Origin of the sequence: Paenibacillus sp. FSL R5-0470 (genome assembly GCF_037975205.1) — a bacterium.
Classification (GTDB): Bacteria; Bacillota; Bacilli; order Paenibacillales; family Paenibacillaceae; genus Paenibacillus_AQ.
Genome location: NZ_CP150238.1, coordinates 1,380,104 through 1,399,770 on the forward strand (window position 1 = coordinate 1,380,104; position 19,667 = coordinate 1,399,770).

Genomic DNA, 19,667 nt, shown 5'->3' on the forward strand with positions numbered 1-19,667 from the left:
TTGAAAATATTTAGTCTAGGTATAGATCAGTTAACCATTAATGATATCAAAAATGCAGGATTTATTGTAATTACACAAAGCGTACTTCCTGATCCATCTCATGCAGAGGGCCATATGCTAATGGTTACCAGTGACCAGATTCAAGCTCAGTCACTTAGCGAACTGCGCCGGAATTATCCGAGCTCAACGATCCTATATGTATATTTGCAAAAGGGAATCAGTGGTTACCAAGCTGTACATATGTTGTGTGAAAGCTTAGGAATCTATTTTATCCCTCCTCGTTCTACCTCGTCAGTGGTGATAGAGAAGATTCGCTTTATTCTAGACGAGGACGGGGAGGAACGAAGTAATCTGGTTGGTTTTTTTGGATCTGGTCCTGGGATCGGCTGCACTAGTGTAGCCAAACTGTTCGCAAGACGAATTGCCGCGGCAGGCCTTCGTGTTATTGTCCTTGGACTTGATTTATATGATCCCGGATATGACCGCAAAGCTACAATTAGTCTGGATAGGCTTCGATCAAGGCTCACAGGGAAGATGATTCATGATGAGGATTTTGAACAATTGATTAAGCAAGACGGTTACTCGTATCTCCCAGGCAATTACGATTACTTGAGTGCACAAGATTATCAGGAGGATGAGATTGAATATTTTTTGGCTAGAGCGGGGGCAAATGCAGATGTGGTTATTGCTGACTTCGGCTCTATTCCGGAAAGTGCAGCATGGTATGTCGGAATGCACAAATCGGCACTGCGTATGATCGTCACTCATCCAAAGCATGAATACAGACTCGAACCTCTACTAGAGCTTGCTGGGCATATGGATCTACGTCCACATGATTTTCAACTGATTATTAACCGCAGTAATGTGGAAGAAATATCTTCTCCTAAAAATCTAGCGCTTCGCTTTGGGACTGAAATCTTGCTGGAGCTGCCGTATTACCAGCCTTTGCAGGAAAGCTTACCTTTAGGCAAAAAAGAGCTGCAGCATGTGGATGATAAGGTACATTCTTTGCTCGTGTCCATGAGCCTGGCGCCAGAAGCTAAAAAGAAAGGCATATTCCTATGAATGGAAATCAACTGAATCGTCCGTTGTTCTCTCTAAAACAAAGTATCCTACGCATGAGCAAACCGGGCAAGGAAGACTTTTACGCATTTTTGCAAAAAATGAAAAACGATATGAATGAAGGGCTGGAACGTGAGGATGATGCTTACTTCGAGTTAAATGCGAAGGCGCTAATTGGCGATCCGCAGGCGGTTAGCTTTTTTATGAATGAGATAGAGAAATACTTGCGGAAGACACCCTTTACGGGCAAGGTTCCAGAAGCATACAGAACGGCTGCAGAAGCGCTCTATCATGAGTGGAAGGGTTTTGGTCCGGCGTATCGTTGGTTTACTGATCGTGCATACAGTGAATCAACCGGGCTACAGATGATCGGAAAGCAGATCTTTTATAACCAGAAAGGTGAGTTTGTAGCTTATCCATATGAGATGCCTTCACTAGATCGGGTTGAACAGTTAAAGCGCTCCTTATTAAAAAGTGATCCCAACAAAAAGCTGAACAAGGACAACCCTTCAGTGGAGTTTAAAATGGATGACCCGCTCTGGCCTGGTCGATTTATTAGGCTTGCCATTTGGGTATCCCCGAGAGTATGGGATGGCTTCACCACAATATCGTTACGGCGGCAGGTTGTAGAGTTTCTGAGTCTAGAAGATCAGGCGGGTACAGAATGTATTCCTGCGGAAGCGGTTGAAATGATTCGGGCGTTATCGTCTACCTTTCGCAATACCATTATTGCGGGCGCTGTAGGCTCGGGAAAAACAACCTTTGCAAATACGATCGTCGGTGAGCAACTGCTCGGATCTTCATCCTGTATGGGTGTAGTAATGATAGAAAAGCATCCGGAGTCGATTTTACCTTACCAGATTAAAGGGCACCGAATTATTCCAATCCAGGCTGCGAACGAGGAATTGATGGAGGTAGGGGTAGAATCGCTGCGGCATGACCCAAACATTTTGTATATGACGGAAATGCGTTATAACGAATGGGAATTTTATCTGTGGAGTGGGGAAAAAGGGTATGACGGCATCACCGGAACCTTCCACACCGTTGATTCGGAGGATATTCCTTATCAAGGCGCTTTTGCCGTGTCGACAAGGATTGGCGGGAGCCTTAAGGGGCATTTGATCTCTGCACTGAAATCATGCGAGTTGGTCTTTATTTTGGAAAGTGTTCCGAAAGGGAAGAAGCGGTTAACGCGAATATCGGAAGTCTTTTATGACGAGGAAAAGAACTCTGTATTTGCGGATGATCTGATGCGCTGGGAACCCCAGAAGATGTGTTGGTCCTATAATGACAAGCTGACAAAGAACCTGATTCTGAAGATGACTAGGAAAAATGAGCAGGCAACACAGTTGCTCCAGAAAGAGCTGGGACAGCTTGCAGCAGTAAAACCAATGGATCAGCCTATCAAGGAAAGCTTGAAATCTAAGATCATTCTTAACGAGTGAGGAGGTGAAACCGTGGATTTATTATTGTATATTCTTCGTTTTGTCCTTCATTTGTTAATTGTATGGGGAATTTGGCTGCTCATTAAACCGCTAGTTGAACGGCATTTACGACAGGTAGGTCAGAAAGTCGATTTTCGTATTAAACATAAAATGAGTATTTTTGGCAAAAGAGTTAGCTCGGTTAAAAAAAGGCTGTGGCTCTACCGTCATCTAGATAATCTTTTATATTTCGTACACCGAAAATATGAGCCGGGAATTAGCGTTATGCGTTTTATGACGCGTACAGCAATAGTATTTATCGCTGTTTTTCTATCAGGACTACTGACGCTAAGCGAGCTTCCTGGACAATTGAGTTTTAACAATCCTTTTCTGGAGGGGATAACTTTTAACGAAGGGCGTTCGATTCAGGGGGCTTGGAGATTTCCACTTTTTATGGCTGTGATTTCTGCGACGATTCCTTATTTTCGTATGAGATACATCTACGCGCAGAGGAAGGTGCATGGAAGCTATGATTTACTCGATGTAGTCAAAATCTCCACCAAATTTACTCACTTGTCGGTAGATTCCGTTCTCGATCGGACAGCGGATTTTCTTACGGATAAGAATGTGTTGAAGGGTCCTTTGAAGCTGCTAGGGGCTGCATTTTCCAATTACAGTAATGAGAAGGAGCTTGTTGAGGAAGCAGGGAGATTTTCCAATGCGATTGGCACTACTTTCGCCCTAGAATTTATATCGGATCTGCTCTATGCCGAGAAGGAAGGGACCCGTTATTTAAAAAGCTCACTGATGCTGTTAAATCGTTCTATGGAGCAACAGAGGGAAACCATTTTGACTGTAAAAGCGGGAAGTAGAGATGCGATCAGCCTTGGCTTATACGGGAATCTTTTGGTGCTGGTATCAACGGTTGGAACCTTTATGTACATGCTGAAGCCTGATATCTATTTCCAATTGCAGTTTGAGACTACAGTAGGACTTTCTTTTTTGATGGTGATCGTCTCCGGTCTTTTTATTTCTTTTGTGATCAGCACTATTCTCGCCAGACCTAAACTGGACTACCACTAAGGTGATGAGCTATGGACAGATTGTTACTATTAGTTACTGTAATCGGGATTGTTTATGTCGCATTACTTGTCTTTGTAAGCAGTAGTAGTAAACAGGAAAGATATCTTGTCCGATTAGGACTACGGTGGAATGAGCTTGGGGATCGGGTGCAGGGGGATAGACTTCAGCAATTATTGAATGATTCTGGTTTATCGATTTCGGCCCGTAAAATTACGTTTTTCCGTTACTCTGCAGCGCTGATTTATTTAATAACTCAAGTCGTCAGTGATTTCATTCGTTCTAATTCTTTTTCTATTTATGACCCTCTAATTGCTCTACTTATTCTCGTAATCAGCAGTCCGATGCGCTATCTTCCGTTTGGCTGGGTGCTTGCATGGCTTTATCAAAAAACGGTTATTAAAAAAGACGGTGAGCTGATCTCTTTCATCCGTCTATATGAGAATAATCGGCTACGCAAGCGCGGATATGCGCAATTTGGCACTTTTTGCGGGAGTACGGCTGGACATTTTCAATATATACGTCAGGATTTGTACGAGTTGTCAGAACGAGCAGTAGATGAGGGTGTGGAGGGGGCGATTGAATGGTTTTGTGCAAAGTTTCCGGATAATCATAGTTTTATTAATGACATTCGGTCCATTTTGCTGGCTACTGAGGGTATGGATGACGACACAGAAGCGGCGAATTATTTGCGTGAGCAAAGTAAGATTATCTCCAAAATCTCCAGCGATCAGTATTTGAAAAAGTGGTCTTTTATCGGTGATCTATCTACGATCATTAATGTTATCCCATCGATTGCTACTTTTTTGATGATCGTCGCGATGGCGATGCAGTACATTTTACTGATCAAAGGGAATTTTAATGGGGTCGGCATGTTCCAGTGAAAAATTGTATATTCAATATTATTTAAAAAATATAAAATAAAAGGGAGATTTTAACAATGAAAAAGGACGCTATTTCTACAGGTTTGTTTATTGCTATCGGATTTTTATGTGTGGCCATCGTAATTGCCGTTTTGATTCCTGTAGTTCGAGATGTAATTGATGCTACGGATGATAACAAACCGACGATTCCGGGTGTGACATTTATTCAACCGCTGGATTCCAGCCAAACGGCAACTGCTCGGGTCTTAACCCAACCTTCGGTTTAATTCGATTATGAAAAAAGACTCTATCTCCATAGCAATGTTTCTGGCTATTGGCTTTGTAATCGCAGGGATGTTTATCACAGTAGCCACGCATATCATTGGCAGCAGTCAAGACGATATCATCACACATACTAAGCAAGTAGAACAATATTAGAAGGAGGCGTTTCTATTGAAGGAGACCGTCCTCCGGGCATTATTCATGTGGCTTGTCCTGTTTATTATCCTGCAGCCCATATTCACCTATATTGATTATCTGCTAGATTTACAGGTCAAAGCTAATACATCCTACATCACACAAAAAGCTGCAACGGAGGGGATGGTCACAGCGTCTATGCGGAACGAAGTGATTTCAAATCTGAAGGCGATTGGGTTCTCAGAGGATTCTATAGAAATTACGAGCAGTACAGATACCATTCAAGAACGCAAGCAACGAATTGATGTGTATGTAACAGCACCACGGATAAATTTGTTTCCGTATAACTTTTCCGGGGTTTCGCAGCCGACCCGATATTATGGACATGGGTCAATTATGAGTGAATATCTCGATTGATTAAGGGATGAGCCTAATTTATGGATTACATTATTAAGCTGGCATTTGTCCTACTGATCTTTATCTACTCCTGGTTCTTTCAGATCCAGAATCAGGAGTGGGACATGCTGCGCAGCATGCTAAAAGATGCAAACAATATTGCTGTTCATGATGCCGCGCAGGAATTAGATGAAACTGAACTCACACGAGGTCGTCTAATTATCGATCCCGCGCTTGCTTACGATACTTTTCAACATGCCTTGCAGGCGAATCTTGGGCTTGATAACGGCCTTTCTCCCCAAGTAGGCAGCCGTTTTAAGAATCAAGTAAAGATTGTGAAGTTTGATATTGTTGATGATTCGGACGGAGTGACTTTTCCACTTTTATACGAGGATAGTGAACATGGCATTACCAAATACATAGAGGGTCCCTCGGTTATTGCCGTCATTGAGACGGAACATCCGCTGCTGATCTCCAGAGCCAAAACACAAGAGCCAATCAGAGTACCAGCAGTTCAGGAGTATAAGTTCAATAAGTAGGAAAAATTCAATTGAGACTAGGGAGAGATTTGGGATGAAGAAGAGAGTTGTAGAGGCGACTTTGGTAGCGGCAATGTTATTTAGTGTGGTTTTGGGGCAGGGAGTGGTTGTAAATGCGGAAACGGTTACACCAGTAGTTACGGCTAAGCCAACCACATCCGCGGTACCCACAGCAACCGTGAAACCTATAGCAACGCCAGTGCCTATTATGAGGGATAATCTGAGTAAATTTGGATTGAAGAAAGACTTGGAGCTGCCTGTGACTATCAGCGCTGGAGGTCTGAGTTATACGCTGGAGAAATTGATGGTTTATGATGTGAAATCCAAAGATGCTCAGGAATTAATTAAAAAGTATGGATATCGTGAGAAGGTGACTTTGGGGGATACCAAGTACATGGTTTGGACTAAAATAACTATTACAAATAATAGTAAAAATATAGTACAACTTACCTCGAAAAGTCCGGCAATGAAATGGGTTATTAATGTGAACGGTTCAATACTTACCCCTTCAATGCCAAAGCTTAAAGCTGATGAAATTAACAGTAAGGAAGCTCTTTGGAATTGGAAGATTGATCCAGGTAAGAAATTATCAACGTATCAGATGTTTGGAGCGCTAGAGGATTTTAAAGATATGTCTATTATCATATATTACGGTGGTGCTTTTGAAGAAAAAACGATTGTAAAACGTCAAGGGGAATAAAAAATGAAAAAGATATATTTAACTTTACTAATCCTTTCTTTAGTCCTTTCCTTTATACCTGAATCTACTGAAGCTGCAGATTCAATGAGTAAAACCGTATCCATACCAACTGAGACTTTGATTGGCTCTTCAAATAGTCAGAAAACATATTATCTAGATATCCCAAGTGGGGTGTCTAGTTCTTCAATTTTAACATCTTCATTAAAATATAACGGTACCAATCAAAAAATGAATCTTTCGATAGAGAATGGAAAAATAAAATTGACCTTGAAAGGTATGGAGAAGAAAGAAAGGATTGATAATCTAACGGGTTATAATGCCTCTTTCACAACAAAATTTTATACTAATCCTGGTAATTCTATTTGGAGATACTCTGACGGTAGACGTTGGCAAATTAACGAGTGGGACCCAAACAATAATACTCAAAAACATAATGATCGAAATGGAACAGGGTGGGAATTCCCATCGATGGATCCACCGAAGATAACTGTAGTGACGAAATCCGATGCATCTAGAAGTGGAATCAAATGGTACAACGGTAGTGTGAACGCAGTTATTGATCCTTCTGCCATAATTGAGTCAACCGTTCGGATTATTGTGGATACGGATATTAAGAATCTTCCACCAACGTATGTTAATCATAATATCGTAAATAAGAACAGCTTTGTAATCTATTACAGCTTAGATAAAGATCTTGTAGATTACGATTCTGAAGAAGTCAGTGAAAGTTTTGGCAAGGGAGGTAATGCCTTAGGAAGAAGATATAAGACTTTTTTGTATTACTCCTACACAGCCTCTGCTAATGTAACTACGTACAAATATAGTGGGAATGTCTCCTTTGATTACACTCTCCCTACAGAACCCACACTTACCGGTACGGTAACTCTAAATAAACCTAATCCCAATCCAACAAAATTGGGAGATAAAGACGAACCCGTACAAATTTCATTAATGGGGCAGCTGCAAGGCTACAATGATGCTTCAAACATTGATGAGTGGGTGTTCTATGCTAAAGAGAAAGACAGGAACAACACACTCAAAACGAAAAAGGAGTCTGCAAAGACATTTAACGTAAGTACTTTATTTGATTTTGAGATCAAAAAGTCGAGTGTAACGGGCGAATATTTTACTCAGGAATATGCTTTAACCGTTCTCGTCCGCTTTAAAAAGCCAATCGTCACAAAGAGTGGAACCATTACCTCTCTGGAACAGCCTCTACAGATTTCAGCAGGTGTTTATAAAAACAATCCTCAAGTTACTTTTCCTCCAAATCCAACTATTCCAACAGAACCTGAAGGAAAGCCACCTATTGCAAGAATATCAACAGCTAGATACATAAAAGCAGGGTCTGATATGCTCGTTAGTGGAAATGCTTCCTATGATCCGGATGGATATATCACTGATTATGCTTGGAGCACATCTGGAGCGCAGGGAGAAATCGGAAATGTCCCAAGGGGGTATGTATGGTATACCATAGAGCAAGTTGGAGAGACATTTCCTATAGCTCTCACAGTCGTTGACAATGATGGACAAATAGGTAGTACAAGTACAGAAGTTACCGTCATTGAGCCGAAGCCAGCAGCAATTTTAAATATAGAAGGAATACTTAAACAAAATCGTAAAACGACATTGTTTAATAGAAGCCAGAGTCCAACACGCTTTCCGTTAATACCATCGAAAACACGAGTTACCATCACTGCTGTATCTGGTGGTACGAACGCAGATATTAAATATAGTGGTACATTATCTGAACTTGAAAGCAAAGACATCTTATTTAAAAAAGCTGGAAAATATAAGGCTACGATTTATGTGGAAAATACGCTTGGGTATTCTGATAATGATGAGATTACTTTTGATATTGTGCCAGATGAAGCGCCGTACAACTATTTTACTCTGCCTGGAGTGGTATATCGAAGTCCTGATTACGGTAATAAAGCGGTGGTTTCATTGGATGATATATCCTATTCACCTGATAAAGATGTAGTGGGTCGGAGACTCTGGGAGTATCGCTATGATTCTAATAATGACGGGAGTTTTAGCGGAGAAGCATGGGTGACCTTCAGTAATGAGAACAAAGATCGCTTAAATTTAGAGCTGAGCGAGGTAGGGAAATATGAAGTCCGACTTACTGTGTTTGAAGAGTTTGGTCAACCAACTATTGATGAGTTTGTGACAGAAGCTGATCGGAAATCTACAAATTCAGATGGACAAAAGTTAAGCTCACGGATTGTAGAAGTGAAAAATCGAGCGCCAGAAGTTGATTGGTCCTGGTAGGAGAGGTGCTTAAATGAAGAAGACAAAAGAAATACTTTCACTAGTAATTATAATCACTATCCTATTCGGAGTTTTCCCGAGTCAGGGAGTGTATCTTCAGACAGCAGAGGCTGCGACGGGTGATCCAAATTTCATCACGTATAAAGATATAAATATACCTGCTGATGGTGATTTTTATGACGCTGGTTGGAACTATGGTACTATGCGTGGGACAATAAATAACCAAAAGCTAACGAATATTAAATATAATCGTACCACTAAGCAACTAACATTTGATATTAGTTCAGATGCAACATTGACTGTAGGAGTAAACTTGTATCGTTCAAACAGTGCTCTAGATAGACGTGTTGTTCGAGCGGATCTCTGTGTGGCGGCAATACCAGAGGGGGCACCATTAGATTTACCAGTCTACCAATATAATTGTCCGAGCCACTGGTCAAATCCAAATACCAATTGGACCCCATTGTATAGGAGCTTTTTTGATGGACCGTTTGACGAGAATACATTCGATCATACATTTAATCTTGTGACAGATGTTCCTTACTACAACTATATAGGGAATTTAAGTTACGGTGAACTTCCAAAAGGATTAGTTATTAATTACAGTTTTGGTGCAGGTCAACAGGACCCATTTGGTGGATATAGTCCAGATAAAGGATATGGAGGGCCGTATATTGGTTGGAGTTTTCAGAGAGTATTTCCTTTGATACCTAATAGTCCACCTACCATTTCGTTAAATACACCTAATAATCAAGTCCTGCAGAACGAGCCTGGACGCAACACACTTAACATCGAGGGATATGTTCACGATCCAGATAATGATGATCTTATCGTAAGTGCTGAGATACCAAATGTATTTTATAGGAAGACGGTAGTATCCCAAACGAAAGGGTATCAGTATTTCTCTATCCCTGTAGACGCTGTGGCTGATTCGATCCCGCCGGGCGATTATACGATGACTGTAAAAGTAGCAGATCCTTCAAATATGTCAGAATCCGCGAGTATGACCTTTAAAGTTACAAACAGACTGAAGCGAAACGCTTTTGTTCTCGTTAATAGTCCAATAGAGAATAGCGGTACCACCTACGAAGATTATGAGTGGGATGCTAAGTACGCTGATCGAGTGAGATATGATCACGATCCGAACTACTTTGATAACTCAATGGGGATTATAGGGGATTCGGGACTATGGAGGACGAGCCTTTACACTTCATTTCCGTATACCGGACAATATGTAGTGAGTTATCAAGCTAAGGATATACCGAAACAGGATGCTCGCTTTGCTGAATATCAGATGTGGAGTAAAGATGCCGCATCTACGATGAGCTTTAAAGTCCATCGCAAGCCAATAGCGCTTTTTTCAGCAAGGCTTATCAACGGAAATGTTCAATTAACAGATACGTCCTACGATTTAGATCATATTACAAGTTCTGATAAAGGGATTATGCAGTGGCAATGGCAATATAAAAAGAGTGTAGATGAGATGTGGATCGACGGGCAGCCGCCTGGGGGAGTTTTTGAAAAGGACAGTTACGATATACGTTTAAGAGTCCGTGATGTGGATGGAGATAATGGAGTCGGTGTATGGAGCGATTGGTGTCAACGTACTGTGGGGAATGCTGCTGTTAATCTACCACCCGTTGCGTTATTTACCGTTGATCCGAATATCGTTTCCTATCGTAAATCTACGACCATTACAGACAAATCTTTCGATCCAGATAATGATCCATTAGATGTATATTACTGGACTGTAATCAAAGACGGATGGAATAAAGTATGGGAACATTGGGGTGGAGCGACAACACCGCCGAATATCGCATCATTCGGTGAAGGGAACTATCAACTCAATCTACAAGTACATGATAATCGTGGATTGTGGTCGGATTGGTACAGTCAAAATGTACAGGTAGTTAATCATCCACCGGCTGCAGCATTTACAATGCCTAACGAAATATACCGCGACACGATCATCACAATGGATAACTTAACACCAGATCCGGATGAAGATGGAGATGTTTTATCTTATGCCTGGAATGCAAAATTTAATGATTCTCCTTACTACTGGGCAGGAAACAACCGTTATCAATCAATGACCATTCGTGATCTTATAAATCGTAACGGTATCTCACATAAAAAGGCCATTTCTGATGGTTGGGAAATGCAGCTCACAGCCTCTGATGGAAGGTTAAGCTCTTATGCGACGCGTACATTTATGGTTAAGAATCATGTTCCTGTCGCTAAGATTAACGGACCTTCATCCGTAAATCAGTATGATACGAAACAATTTACATCAGGAGATATCGATGAGGATACATCAGATCAAGGCTCGTTAGAATACTACTGGAAAGTAACGAACAGTACTGGTGAAATGAAATCATATCTCACTCGGGATATTACGCTTACTTTCTCAGATCCAGGGGTATATACGTTAGAACATTGGGCAATCGATCAAATAGGAGATAAGTCGAATATCGCTGGATTGCAAGTCCAAGTAAAAGAGAATTTGGCACCTTCTATGACTTTAACTAGTCCTTCAGGTACAGCTTCGAACCCATCTGTGATTGACTCAGACCAAGGCGATCCATTAATTAAGTGGACATACGCAGATCCAGAAAATGATCCACAGGAGAAATATAGATTAGAGTTTTTTACGAAGGATGATCTATTAGTTTCCACTGTAGAAAATCCAGATCCTACTGGCCTACTCAGACAATATCAAATCCCAAATAATACATTTGAACGGTTTGAATACTTTACAGTGAAAAGTCGGGCATACTCCAAATTTTCATGGTCAGATGTATCAAATGAAAAAACATTCATCATCGATAACGCACCTAATCCGGGATTCACTATGATCACAGATACTGGTAAAGATGCGACTAAGGTACCGATCTACCGGACGGACGTTCTGAACATTAAGAGTACCGCCTCTGATCCGGACGAACCAAAAGGAGATACAATAAGCCACAAGTATTTCTTAAAACCATCAAGTGGAACAGAAGCCCTAGCAAGCATTCAAAAGGACTTTACGAAGCAGTTTAGTAGTAATGGTGTATTCACCTTTAGACAGCTTGTAACGGATTCTCTGGGGCTGTACCGTGAAATATCCCATAGTATAACAGTTGTGAATAGAATTCCAACAGTTAATATTACGTATCCAACCAGTACGGACTCGTCAAAACCAACGATCGCAAGTACACTTACACCGATCATTAAATGGGATTATCAAGATGAGGACGGAGATATGCAGCAACGTTATAAGGTGCGAATTATTAACTTGGCCACTGGTGCAATCAAGGTCCAATCCGGCGAACAAGTATCAAGCGCTAAGCAATGGCAGATTCCAGTCGGTTCACTGATTGAGAATGAAAAATATGCCGTTGAAGTGGAAGTCTTTGATGGTTACAACTGGAGCAATATCTCTCCACGTAAATACTTCATGGTGAATCTACTGAGTATTAAAGGTGGTGTTAAGCACACCGAAGAGTGGAACAACAATCGTAAAGGCTACAATCTGAAAAAGAGCGGCAATGAGGAGAGTCCAAGAGGATACAACGTATTTTGGGCAGGAGAACGTTTTGTTCTGCAAGGTACAGCAACAGGTCTCCCAGATACTGTCCAAGTAACCATGAACGGAGGGTTCACTACGCAGCTCAGCCCAACTAACGACGATAAAACCTTCTGGACAGGTGAAATGTACGATAGCTCTTTTGAAAAGCTACAAGATGGCCCTGTTACTTTTACCTTTACGGCTCAGAATGCGTATAACACCAAAACGGATACAGTTACCGTTGTTATATCATCGGATTGGTCGGAGTATTTCCAGAGTCATCGAATTAAGTAGAGTAGGAGCCTATATCACCCTATCTTTTTTGCGTGACTTCACAGGATCATGTTAATGTTGAAGCATTGTATCAAACATTGATAGGGGTAGGGGACATGATTCGAGAGTTAACACCAGCGGAAATGAAATCAATCTTGAGTTCGATTAATAGGGAACAGCACTTTTTATACTATTCATACCTTACAGCTCGTAAGCATAATACGGTACACTATGGACAGTTTACAGAGCAGGGGGAGCTGCTCGGCGTATTGGCTTTTTTTAGAGGGCTTTCGTTCTATGCGTTTTCCGTATTCCCTGTGGAGAAGTCATTCTGTCTCCGGTCCGTGCTTGCATTTATGAAAGATCAATTGAGTTTACCTGACAATGCTGTCGGTAATGTAATCGTGAATGAAGAAGTTATGGCTGTACTCGCTTCACAGCTTGAACTTGTTAAGTCACCCAAAAAACTGCTTCTAATGAAGCATATCCATCAAGAAGCGTTACCACCGGTGGATACAAGCGTTTTACATTTGGGTCCCCCTTATTTTGAACTCATTGAGTCGAAAATGGCCGATTTAGATACAATGGCGTTCTCAAAAGAAGAATTACAGTATCCGTTCTATGGTGTGATGGAACAACATGAGCTGATTGCGGTAGGTGGATACCATATTTATAGCGAAGATTACGTTGAATTGGGGAACATCGGAACGGATGTAAGATGGAGAAGGCAAGGCTACGGGAAAAAGATCTGTGCCGAGCTTACCCGAGCGGGGGGAAGGGTTACCTCTAACGTGTATTTGAATGTCCTTGAGGAAAATGTAGGCGCAATTTCTCTATATCAATCCATCGGCTTTGAGCTTATGTGCAAACAGTACATGGTCCAATTTGTTATTTGATGGTTAATGAAAAAGGACTAAGCGGATTTAAATCCGCTTAGTCCTTTTTCACAAGCATAGAACCTTTTATACGACCCCTTCAGTCCGGTCTTCATTCATTCGCATCATTCGTGCGGCAACCGAAGTAGTATGTAATGGTAAAGAGGATGGGCGCGCAGAGGCTCTCTGAGCTCTACGTAAATAATAGGATAGCTTGCCAGTAAAAATCTTATGTGCACAGAGTGAAAGCGCGAAATCTTCCGGTGTAACGAAGCAGGAAGGCTTATTCACAGGCTGAACTGCAGTTTCTTCAAATAAAGAGGCAACGAAATGGGAACAAAAATAAGCATTTTCTCTATCGATTTTAATATTCAGAAGCACACCGATTAGTCCTAAAAGATGGTATTTATAACGCTCCTGATTTTGCATCATCCCTTGGACGTGATTGTACATCGTATCGTATTCCTCAGCGCTAACACGCAACTGATAGATGGAACAATTAGCACTGCTATAAAAAGGGTCGATAAAGTTCTCCTGGATTAGTCCTGCCACAAATGGATTGTGCATTTTTTTTCTTCCGAAGCTGTATACCTCCCGCAGTTCACAGTCAAAGGCGATCGAAGCATGATTCAGATCGGCTTTTGTAAACCACTTAATAAAACCACTAAAGGCCGTACCTGTACCGGTAAGCACAATAAAGATGTCCTTATTCGAACTCATGTTCAAAGTTCCTTTCCACTAGGAAATGTTGGGTAATGAATGAAAATTATGCTTAACTAACTCCATCTTACTGTATATTTGAGCATTGTAAAACAATCTTTAGTCGCAATTAAAAACTAGACCATAGACTAGTGCAATTCTGGCTTGTCTCATAGTTCTTGTGTGTATATAAATACGTCGATATTGCAAAAGATAAGCTGTTCAAATAAAGAGTTTTTAAAAACAATTGGAATTGCTTCCACACTAATGATACAATAAGAGTCAAAATGACATTCTTGAGATTTCAGAGGAGGAACTATTAAATGAGTGAACAAGAACAAGCGATTCAAAAGGAAGAAAACTCAACTGTAGATAACCTGTCCATTACAACGATTCGTACTTTGGCGATTGACGCCATTGAAAAAGCAAACTCCGGCCACCCAGGTATGCCAATGGGTTCTGCACCAATGGGCTACCAATTGTTTGCAAAAACAATGAAACACAACCCTGATCATCCAACATGGGTAAACCGTGACCGTTTTGTATTGTCCGCAGGACATGGTTCTATGCTTCTGTACAGCTTGTTGCACCTTAGTGGTTATGATCTTCCTATGGAAGAATTGAAAAATTTCCGTCAATGGGGCAGCTTGACTCCGGGTCACCCAGAAGTAGGTCACACCGCTGGTGTCGATGCAACAACAGGTCCACTTGGACAAGGTATTGGTATGGCTGTTGGTATGGCTATGGCTGAAGCTCAATTGGGAGCTACCTACAACAAAGATGAACATAAAGTGGTTGACCACTATACTTACGCTATTTGTGGTGATGGTGACCTGATGGAAGGGATCTCTTCCGAGTCCGCTTCACTCGCTGGTCATTTGAAACTAGGTAAATTGGTTGTATTGTATGATTCAAATGATATTTCCCTTGATGGTAAATTGAACCTTTCCTTCTCCGAGAACGTGGCTCAACGTTTTGATGCTTATGGTTGGCAAGTACTTCGCGTTGAAGACGGAAATGATCTTCCGGCTATTGCCAAAGCGATTGCTGAAGCTCAAGATGAGACTAGCAAACCGACTTTGATCGAAGTGAAAACTGTAATTGGTTATGGTAGCCCTAACAAACAAGGTAAAGGCGGCCATGGCGGTACTCACGGTTCCCCACTTGGAGCAGAAGAAGCTAAGCTTACCAAAGATTTCTACAAATGGGTATACGAAGAAGATTTCTATGTACCTGACGAAGTGCGTGCTCATTTTGCAGAAGTGAAGAAAAACGGAATCGCAGCTAACAAAGCTTGGGATGACAAATTCGCAGCTTACAAAAAAGCATATCCAGAGCTTGCTGCACAGTTCGAAACAGTAATCAACGGCGATCTTCCAGAAGGCTGGGATGCTAACCTCCCAACTTACACTACTGAAGATAAGGCAGTATCGACTCGTGTAGCTTCCGGTAGTGCGCTTAACGGTCTGACTGCTGGCGTTCCTCAGCTTGTGGGTGGTTCTGCTGACTTGGAAAGCTCCACTATGACACATTTGAATGGTTTGACATCGTTCACACCAGAATCTTATGATGGCCGCAACATCTACTTCGGCGTACGTGAGTTTGGTATGGCTGCTGCAATGAACGGTATTGCACTGCACACGGGTCTTAAAGTATTCGGAGGAACATTCTTCGTGTTCACAGACTACCTGCGTCCAGCCATCCGTTTGGCTTCGATCATGAAATTGCCAGTAACCTATGTACTGACACATGACAGTATTGCAGTTGGTGAAGATGGTCCTACGCATGAACCAATCGAACAATTGGCTTCCCTGCGTATCATCCCAGGTCTGACTGTTATTCGTCCGGCTGATGCTAACGAAACTTCTGCAGCATGGGCTTATGCTATGGAAAACAAAGAGAATCCAGTTGCTTTGGTTCTGACTCGTCAAAACTTGCCAATTCTTGCTGGAACAGTTGATGGCGTTCGTGAAAACATCAAACGTGGTGGTTATGTTGTTTCTGATTCCAAGAATGGCACTCCACAAGCACAACTGATCGCTACTGGTTCTGAGGTACAATTGGCTGTTAAAGCACAAGCTGCTTTGGCTGAAGAAGGTATCGATGTTCGTGTAATCAGCTTGCCAAGCTGGGATCTGTTCGAAAAACAAGATAAAGAATACCGTGATTCCGTAATTCTTCCAGGAGTTAAGGCTCGTCTTGCAATCGAAATGGCACAAACCTTTGGCTGGGAACGTTACACTGGTGATCAAGGCGATATCCTCGGCATCACTACTTTCGGGGCTTCCGCACCTGGAGACAGAGTAATGAAAGAATACGGCTTTACTGTTGAGAACGTAGTTAGCCGTGTGAAAGCACTTCTGTAATTAACTGAATAATCATTAGGGGGAGAACAAGTAATGAGTCAGTTTAACAACGCAACGATTGAAAAAGCAGCCAATGTATATTATGGCGGACAAGTAACAAGCCGTACGGTAATTTTGCAGGATGGAACTAAGGTCACCCTTGGTATCATGTTGCCTGGTGTATATGAATTTGGTACGGATGGTCCTGAAATTATGGAGATTCTGTCCGGCGATCTTAAAGTGCTGCTTCCCGGCACTGAGGTATGGCAGGAGATTAAGGGAGCGGCAACGTTCAATGTCCCTGGCAACTCAAAATTTGCGTTGGAAGTATTTGAAGTAACTGATTATTGCTGTTCTTACCCGGTTCTATAAAGAGATAACTAGAAAGCTCTGCTGAAAAGCAGGGCTTTTTCTTTTTTTTCTTGCACTACAAAGAATGATTTAGTATTATTAATGCAAACAAACGTTCGTGTAATTTTACTACATAAGTAATTAATTCGTTAAAAAAGACCGCCTCTCACATTGGAAATCATGTGGAAACGGTCATGAGTAAGTGAAATGTTATTCGGATACAGTAGAACCCATTTTTTGTCCGATCCACTCTTCATAGCATTTCACTACAGCGGAGAGGTCTTCGTCGCCATAGCCTTGGGTAAACCCAGCTTGGAACATGCTTTTAGCTAGTCCCAGCATTGGAGAAGGGACGCCTGTGAAATCGCTGTGGGCGGAGGCTAACTTCAAATCCTTTAACATTAATGCAAGGGAGAACTGATTGCTGAAATCATTTTCTATGATTTTACGGCCTTTAAGCTCTGCTTGTTTGCTACCCGCAGAACCAAGCTGCACTAGTTCAAGGAACTTGTCAGCTGGAACACCTGATTTTACAGCGATAGCGAATCCTTCAGCCAGGGCAACGTTGTGAATGCCGACCATAGCATTATGAGCCAGCTTGGCTACAGCACCACTGCCGTTCTCACCCATATGTATCAGCTTTTTGCCCAAAGTATCGAAGATATCGCGATGCTGTTCTATAACTTCAGCACTGCCGCCAACCATGAACACCAAGGTTCCTTCAATAGCTGCCGGCTTGCTTCCGGTCACTGGCGCGTCAAGGAAATGTCCACCTCGAGCTTCTACAGCAGTGGCAATTTCGTGAACTAGTCCTGGAGAAATTGTGCTGGAATCAATAATTAAGCCGCCTGGCTTAAGTGCATCAAGAATACCATCCTGACCATAAAACACTTCACGAACCGAATCATCATTACTGATCATGGTAATAATAACATCCTTACCTTCAGCGGCGGCACGTGGCGTAAGGGCAGTCTGGGCACCCCCTGCTTCAAGAGGTTTACATTTAGCTGCTGTACGGTTATACACCGTCACCTGAAAGCCGCCACGAAGCAAGTTGGAAGCCATTGGCGCTCCCATTGTTCCAAGTCCGATAAAACCGATTTGTTTCATTTGTATAGCCACCTTCCGTTTTCTTCATTCTATCATGGCACTTAGGCTAGCACCACAGCTCAGCCATGCCTAATGATGCGGGAAACGCTTCCATGAAACTTTCGAAAACTTGGTTCTAAAGCCCGGGATGTGCCCTAAGACCTTGCCAGTCAAGGCAAATTAAAGTATCCTAATTATAAAGTTGTAACAAGCGGTTTCAAATTTAAAGAGATAAACAGGAGGTTTCCATTACCGATGTCTAAGAAGATTAATTTTGACTACACCAAAGCCCTTACTTTCTTCAACCAACAAGAAATTGACAACCTTGCCGCTCCAGTTAAGTTAGCGCACGAACAGTTGCATAATAAGACTGGTGTAGGTTCCGACTATCTTGGATGGATTGATCTTCCATCAGCTTATGATAAGGAAGAATTCGCACGCATTCAGCAAGCCGCAAAGAAGATCCAGAGCGATTCCGAAGTACTGATTGTAATTGGTATTGGTGGTTCTTATCTGGGAGCACGCGCAGCGATTGAAGCGCTCTCGCATTCTTTTTACAATAACCTTTCTAAAGATAAGCGCAAAACTCCAGAAGTTTATTTCGCTGGTAATAACATCAGTTCTACATACATCACGCATTTGCTTGATTTAGTAGAAGGCAAAGACTTCTCCGTGAACGTAATCTCCAAATCAGGAACTACGACTGAGCCAGCCATTGCTTTCCGCATTTTCCGCGCAGCTCTGGAGAAGAAATATGGTAAAGAAGAAGCTCGCAAACGTATTTACGCTACTACAGACAAGGAAAAAGGTGCCCTTAAGAAATTGGCTACTGAAGAAGGTTATGAATCCTTCATCATTCCAGACGATGTAGGCGGACGTTACTCCGTATTGACACCCGTAGGCTTGCTTCCAATCGCTGTAGCAGGTATTAACATTGAAGAGATGATGCAAGGTGCTGCTGCCGCTGCGGATGAGTTCAATAATCCAGATGTAGCTACTAACCAAGCTTATCAATATGCTGCAGTTCGTAATGCTCTGTATCGCAAAGGTAAGACAACTGAAATTCTCGTTAACTATGAGCCTTCCTTACACTTTGTATCGGAGTGGTGGAAACAATTGTTTGGCGAGAGCGAAGGTAAGGATTTCAAAGGAATTTATCCTTCTTCCGTTGATTTCTCTACGGATCTACACTCCATGGGTCAATTTATCCAAGAAGGTAACCGTAATATCTTTGAAACGGTAATCCAAGTAGATCAAGTGGCTCATCATGTGACCATTGAGAATGATCCAGATGATCTGGATGGCTTGAACTTCTTAACAGGAAAGACTATGGATTTCGTAAATAAGAAGGCTTTCCAAGGTACAATGCTTGCGCATACAGATGGTCAAGTACCTAACCTTATCGTTACTATTCCTGATCAAACACCATACACATTTGGTTATTTGGTTTACTTCTTTGAAAAAGCTTGCGGCATCAGCGGTTACCTGCTAGGTGTTAACCCATTCGACCAACCAGGCGTTGAAGCATACAAGAAGAATATGTTTGCGCTGCTTGGCAAACCGGGTTACGAAAAAGAAAAAGCAGAGCTGGAAGCAAGACTTACAGAATAGTATTGCAGCAGTAATTTAGAGACCATTCATACTAGTGTAAGTCACCAGGAGCAGTCCATAGGTAATCCAATACCGGGGCTGCTCCTGACATTATATGAAGACATCATATGTATATAAGG

Annotated in this window: 16 protein-coding genes; 14 read left to right on the top strand and 2 right to left on the bottom strand. The window is 41.9% G+C overall.

Going from position 1 to position 19,667, the window contains the following annotated elements; translation table 11 throughout:
- The 11 genes from MKY99_RS06045 (at position 1) to MKY99_RS06095 (ending at position 13,474) form a co-directional block, all read left to right on the top strand.
- The gene (locus tag MKY99_RS06045; protein WP_339269299.1) at positions 1-1,065 is read left to right on the top strand and encodes a hypothetical protein; all 1,065 of its coding nucleotides are present in this window, start codon (positions 1-3) and stop codon (positions 1,063-1,065) included.
- The gene (locus MKY99_RS06050; protein WP_339269300.1) at positions 1,062-2,507 is read left to right on the top strand and encodes an ATPase, T2SS/T4P/T4SS family; all 1,446 of its coding nucleotides are present in this window, start codon (positions 1,062-1,064) and stop codon (positions 2,505-2,507) included. Before MKY99_RS06045 ends, MKY99_RS06050 begins: the two co-directional genes overlap by 4 nt.
- Positions 2,508-2,519: 12 nt before the next feature.
- Positions 2,520-3,569, top strand: a complete 1,050-nt coding sequence (locus tag MKY99_RS06055; protein ID WP_339269302.1) for a hypothetical protein — start codon at positions 2,520-2,522, stop codon at positions 3,567-3,569.
- A gap of 11 nt (positions 3,570-3,580) precedes the next feature.
- Positions 3,581-4,450, top strand: a complete 870-nt coding sequence (locus MKY99_RS06060) for a hypothetical protein (protein WP_339269304.1) — start codon at positions 3,581-3,583, stop codon at positions 4,448-4,450.
- 56 nt (positions 4,451-4,506) lie between these two features.
- Entirely contained in the window at positions 4,507-4,716 is a 210-nt protein-coding gene (locus tag MKY99_RS06065; protein WP_042185565.1) for a hypothetical protein, read from the top strand.
- A gap of 166 nt (positions 4,717-4,882) precedes the next feature.
- Positions 4,883-5,263, top strand: a complete 381-nt coding sequence (locus MKY99_RS06070; protein ID WP_339269306.1) for a hypothetical protein — start codon at positions 4,883-4,885, stop codon at positions 5,261-5,263.
- Between the two features lie 20 nt (positions 5,264-5,283).
- Entirely contained in the window at positions 5,284-5,781 is a 498-nt protein-coding gene (locus MKY99_RS06075; RefSeq protein ID WP_339269308.1) for a hypothetical protein, read from the top strand.
- A 34-nt stretch (positions 5,782-5,815) separates the two neighbouring features.
- Entirely contained in the window at positions 5,816-6,481 is a 666-nt protein-coding gene (locus tag MKY99_RS06080; RefSeq protein ID WP_339269309.1) for a hypothetical protein, read from the top strand.
- Between the two features lie 3 nt (positions 6,482-6,484).
- A complete protein-coding gene (locus MKY99_RS06085; RefSeq protein ID WP_339269311.1) occupies positions 6,485-8,755 on the top strand; it encodes a PKD domain-containing protein in 2,271 nt (756 codons plus the stop codon).
- Between the two features lie 13 nt (positions 8,756-8,768).
- The gene (locus MKY99_RS06090) at positions 8,769-12,599 is read left to right on the top strand and encodes a hypothetical protein (protein WP_339269312.1); all 3,831 of its coding nucleotides are present in this window, start codon (positions 8,769-8,771) and stop codon (positions 12,597-12,599) included.
- Positions 12,600-12,694: 95 nt separating this feature from the next.
- A complete protein-coding gene (locus MKY99_RS06095) occupies positions 12,695-13,474 on the top strand; it encodes a GNAT family N-acetyltransferase (protein ID WP_339245651.1) in 780 nt (259 codons plus the stop codon).
- A 66-nt stretch (positions 13,475-13,540) separates the two neighbouring features.
- Here MKY99_RS06095 and MKY99_RS06100 read toward each other — a convergent pair whose 3' ends face one another.
- Positions 13,541-14,173, bottom strand: a complete 633-nt coding sequence (locus MKY99_RS06100; RefSeq protein ID WP_042124922.1) for a hypothetical protein — start codon at positions 14,171-14,173, stop codon at positions 13,541-13,543.
- Between the two features lie 302 nt (positions 14,174-14,475).
- On the opposite strand from MKY99_RS06100, the gene tkt reads away from it, so the two are divergent.
- Together tkt and MKY99_RS06110 are read left to right on the top strand one after the other, a co-directional pair.
- Entirely contained in the window at positions 14,476-16,518 is a 2,043-nt protein-coding gene (tkt, locus tag MKY99_RS06105) for a transketolase (protein ID WP_339269314.1), read from the top strand.
- A gap of 33 nt (positions 16,519-16,551) precedes the next feature.
- Positions 16,552-16,869 carry a pyrimidine/purine nucleoside phosphorylase gene (locus MKY99_RS06110; RefSeq protein ID WP_042185578.1) on the top strand — a complete coding sequence of 106 codons (318 nt, stop codon included), beginning with the start codon at positions 16,552-16,554 and terminating at the stop codon, positions 16,867-16,869.
- Between the two features lie 189 nt (positions 16,870-17,058).
- Here the strand turns inward: MKY99_RS06110 and MKY99_RS06115 are convergent, their stop codons facing one another.
- On the bottom strand, positions 17,059-17,958 hold the full coding sequence (locus MKY99_RS06115; RefSeq protein WP_339269316.1) for an NAD(P)-dependent oxidoreductase: 900 nt from the start codon (positions 17,956-17,958) through the stop codon (positions 17,059-17,061).
- Positions 17,959-18,192: 234 nt separating this feature from the next.
- Between MKY99_RS06115 and MKY99_RS06120 the strand changes: the two genes are divergently transcribed.
- Complete coding sequence (locus MKY99_RS06120; protein WP_042185583.1) at positions 18,193-19,548, top strand: glucose-6-phosphate isomerase; 1,356 nt, start codon at positions 18,193-18,195, stop codon at positions 19,546-19,548.
- Positions 19,549-19,667 lie beyond the last annotated feature (119 nt).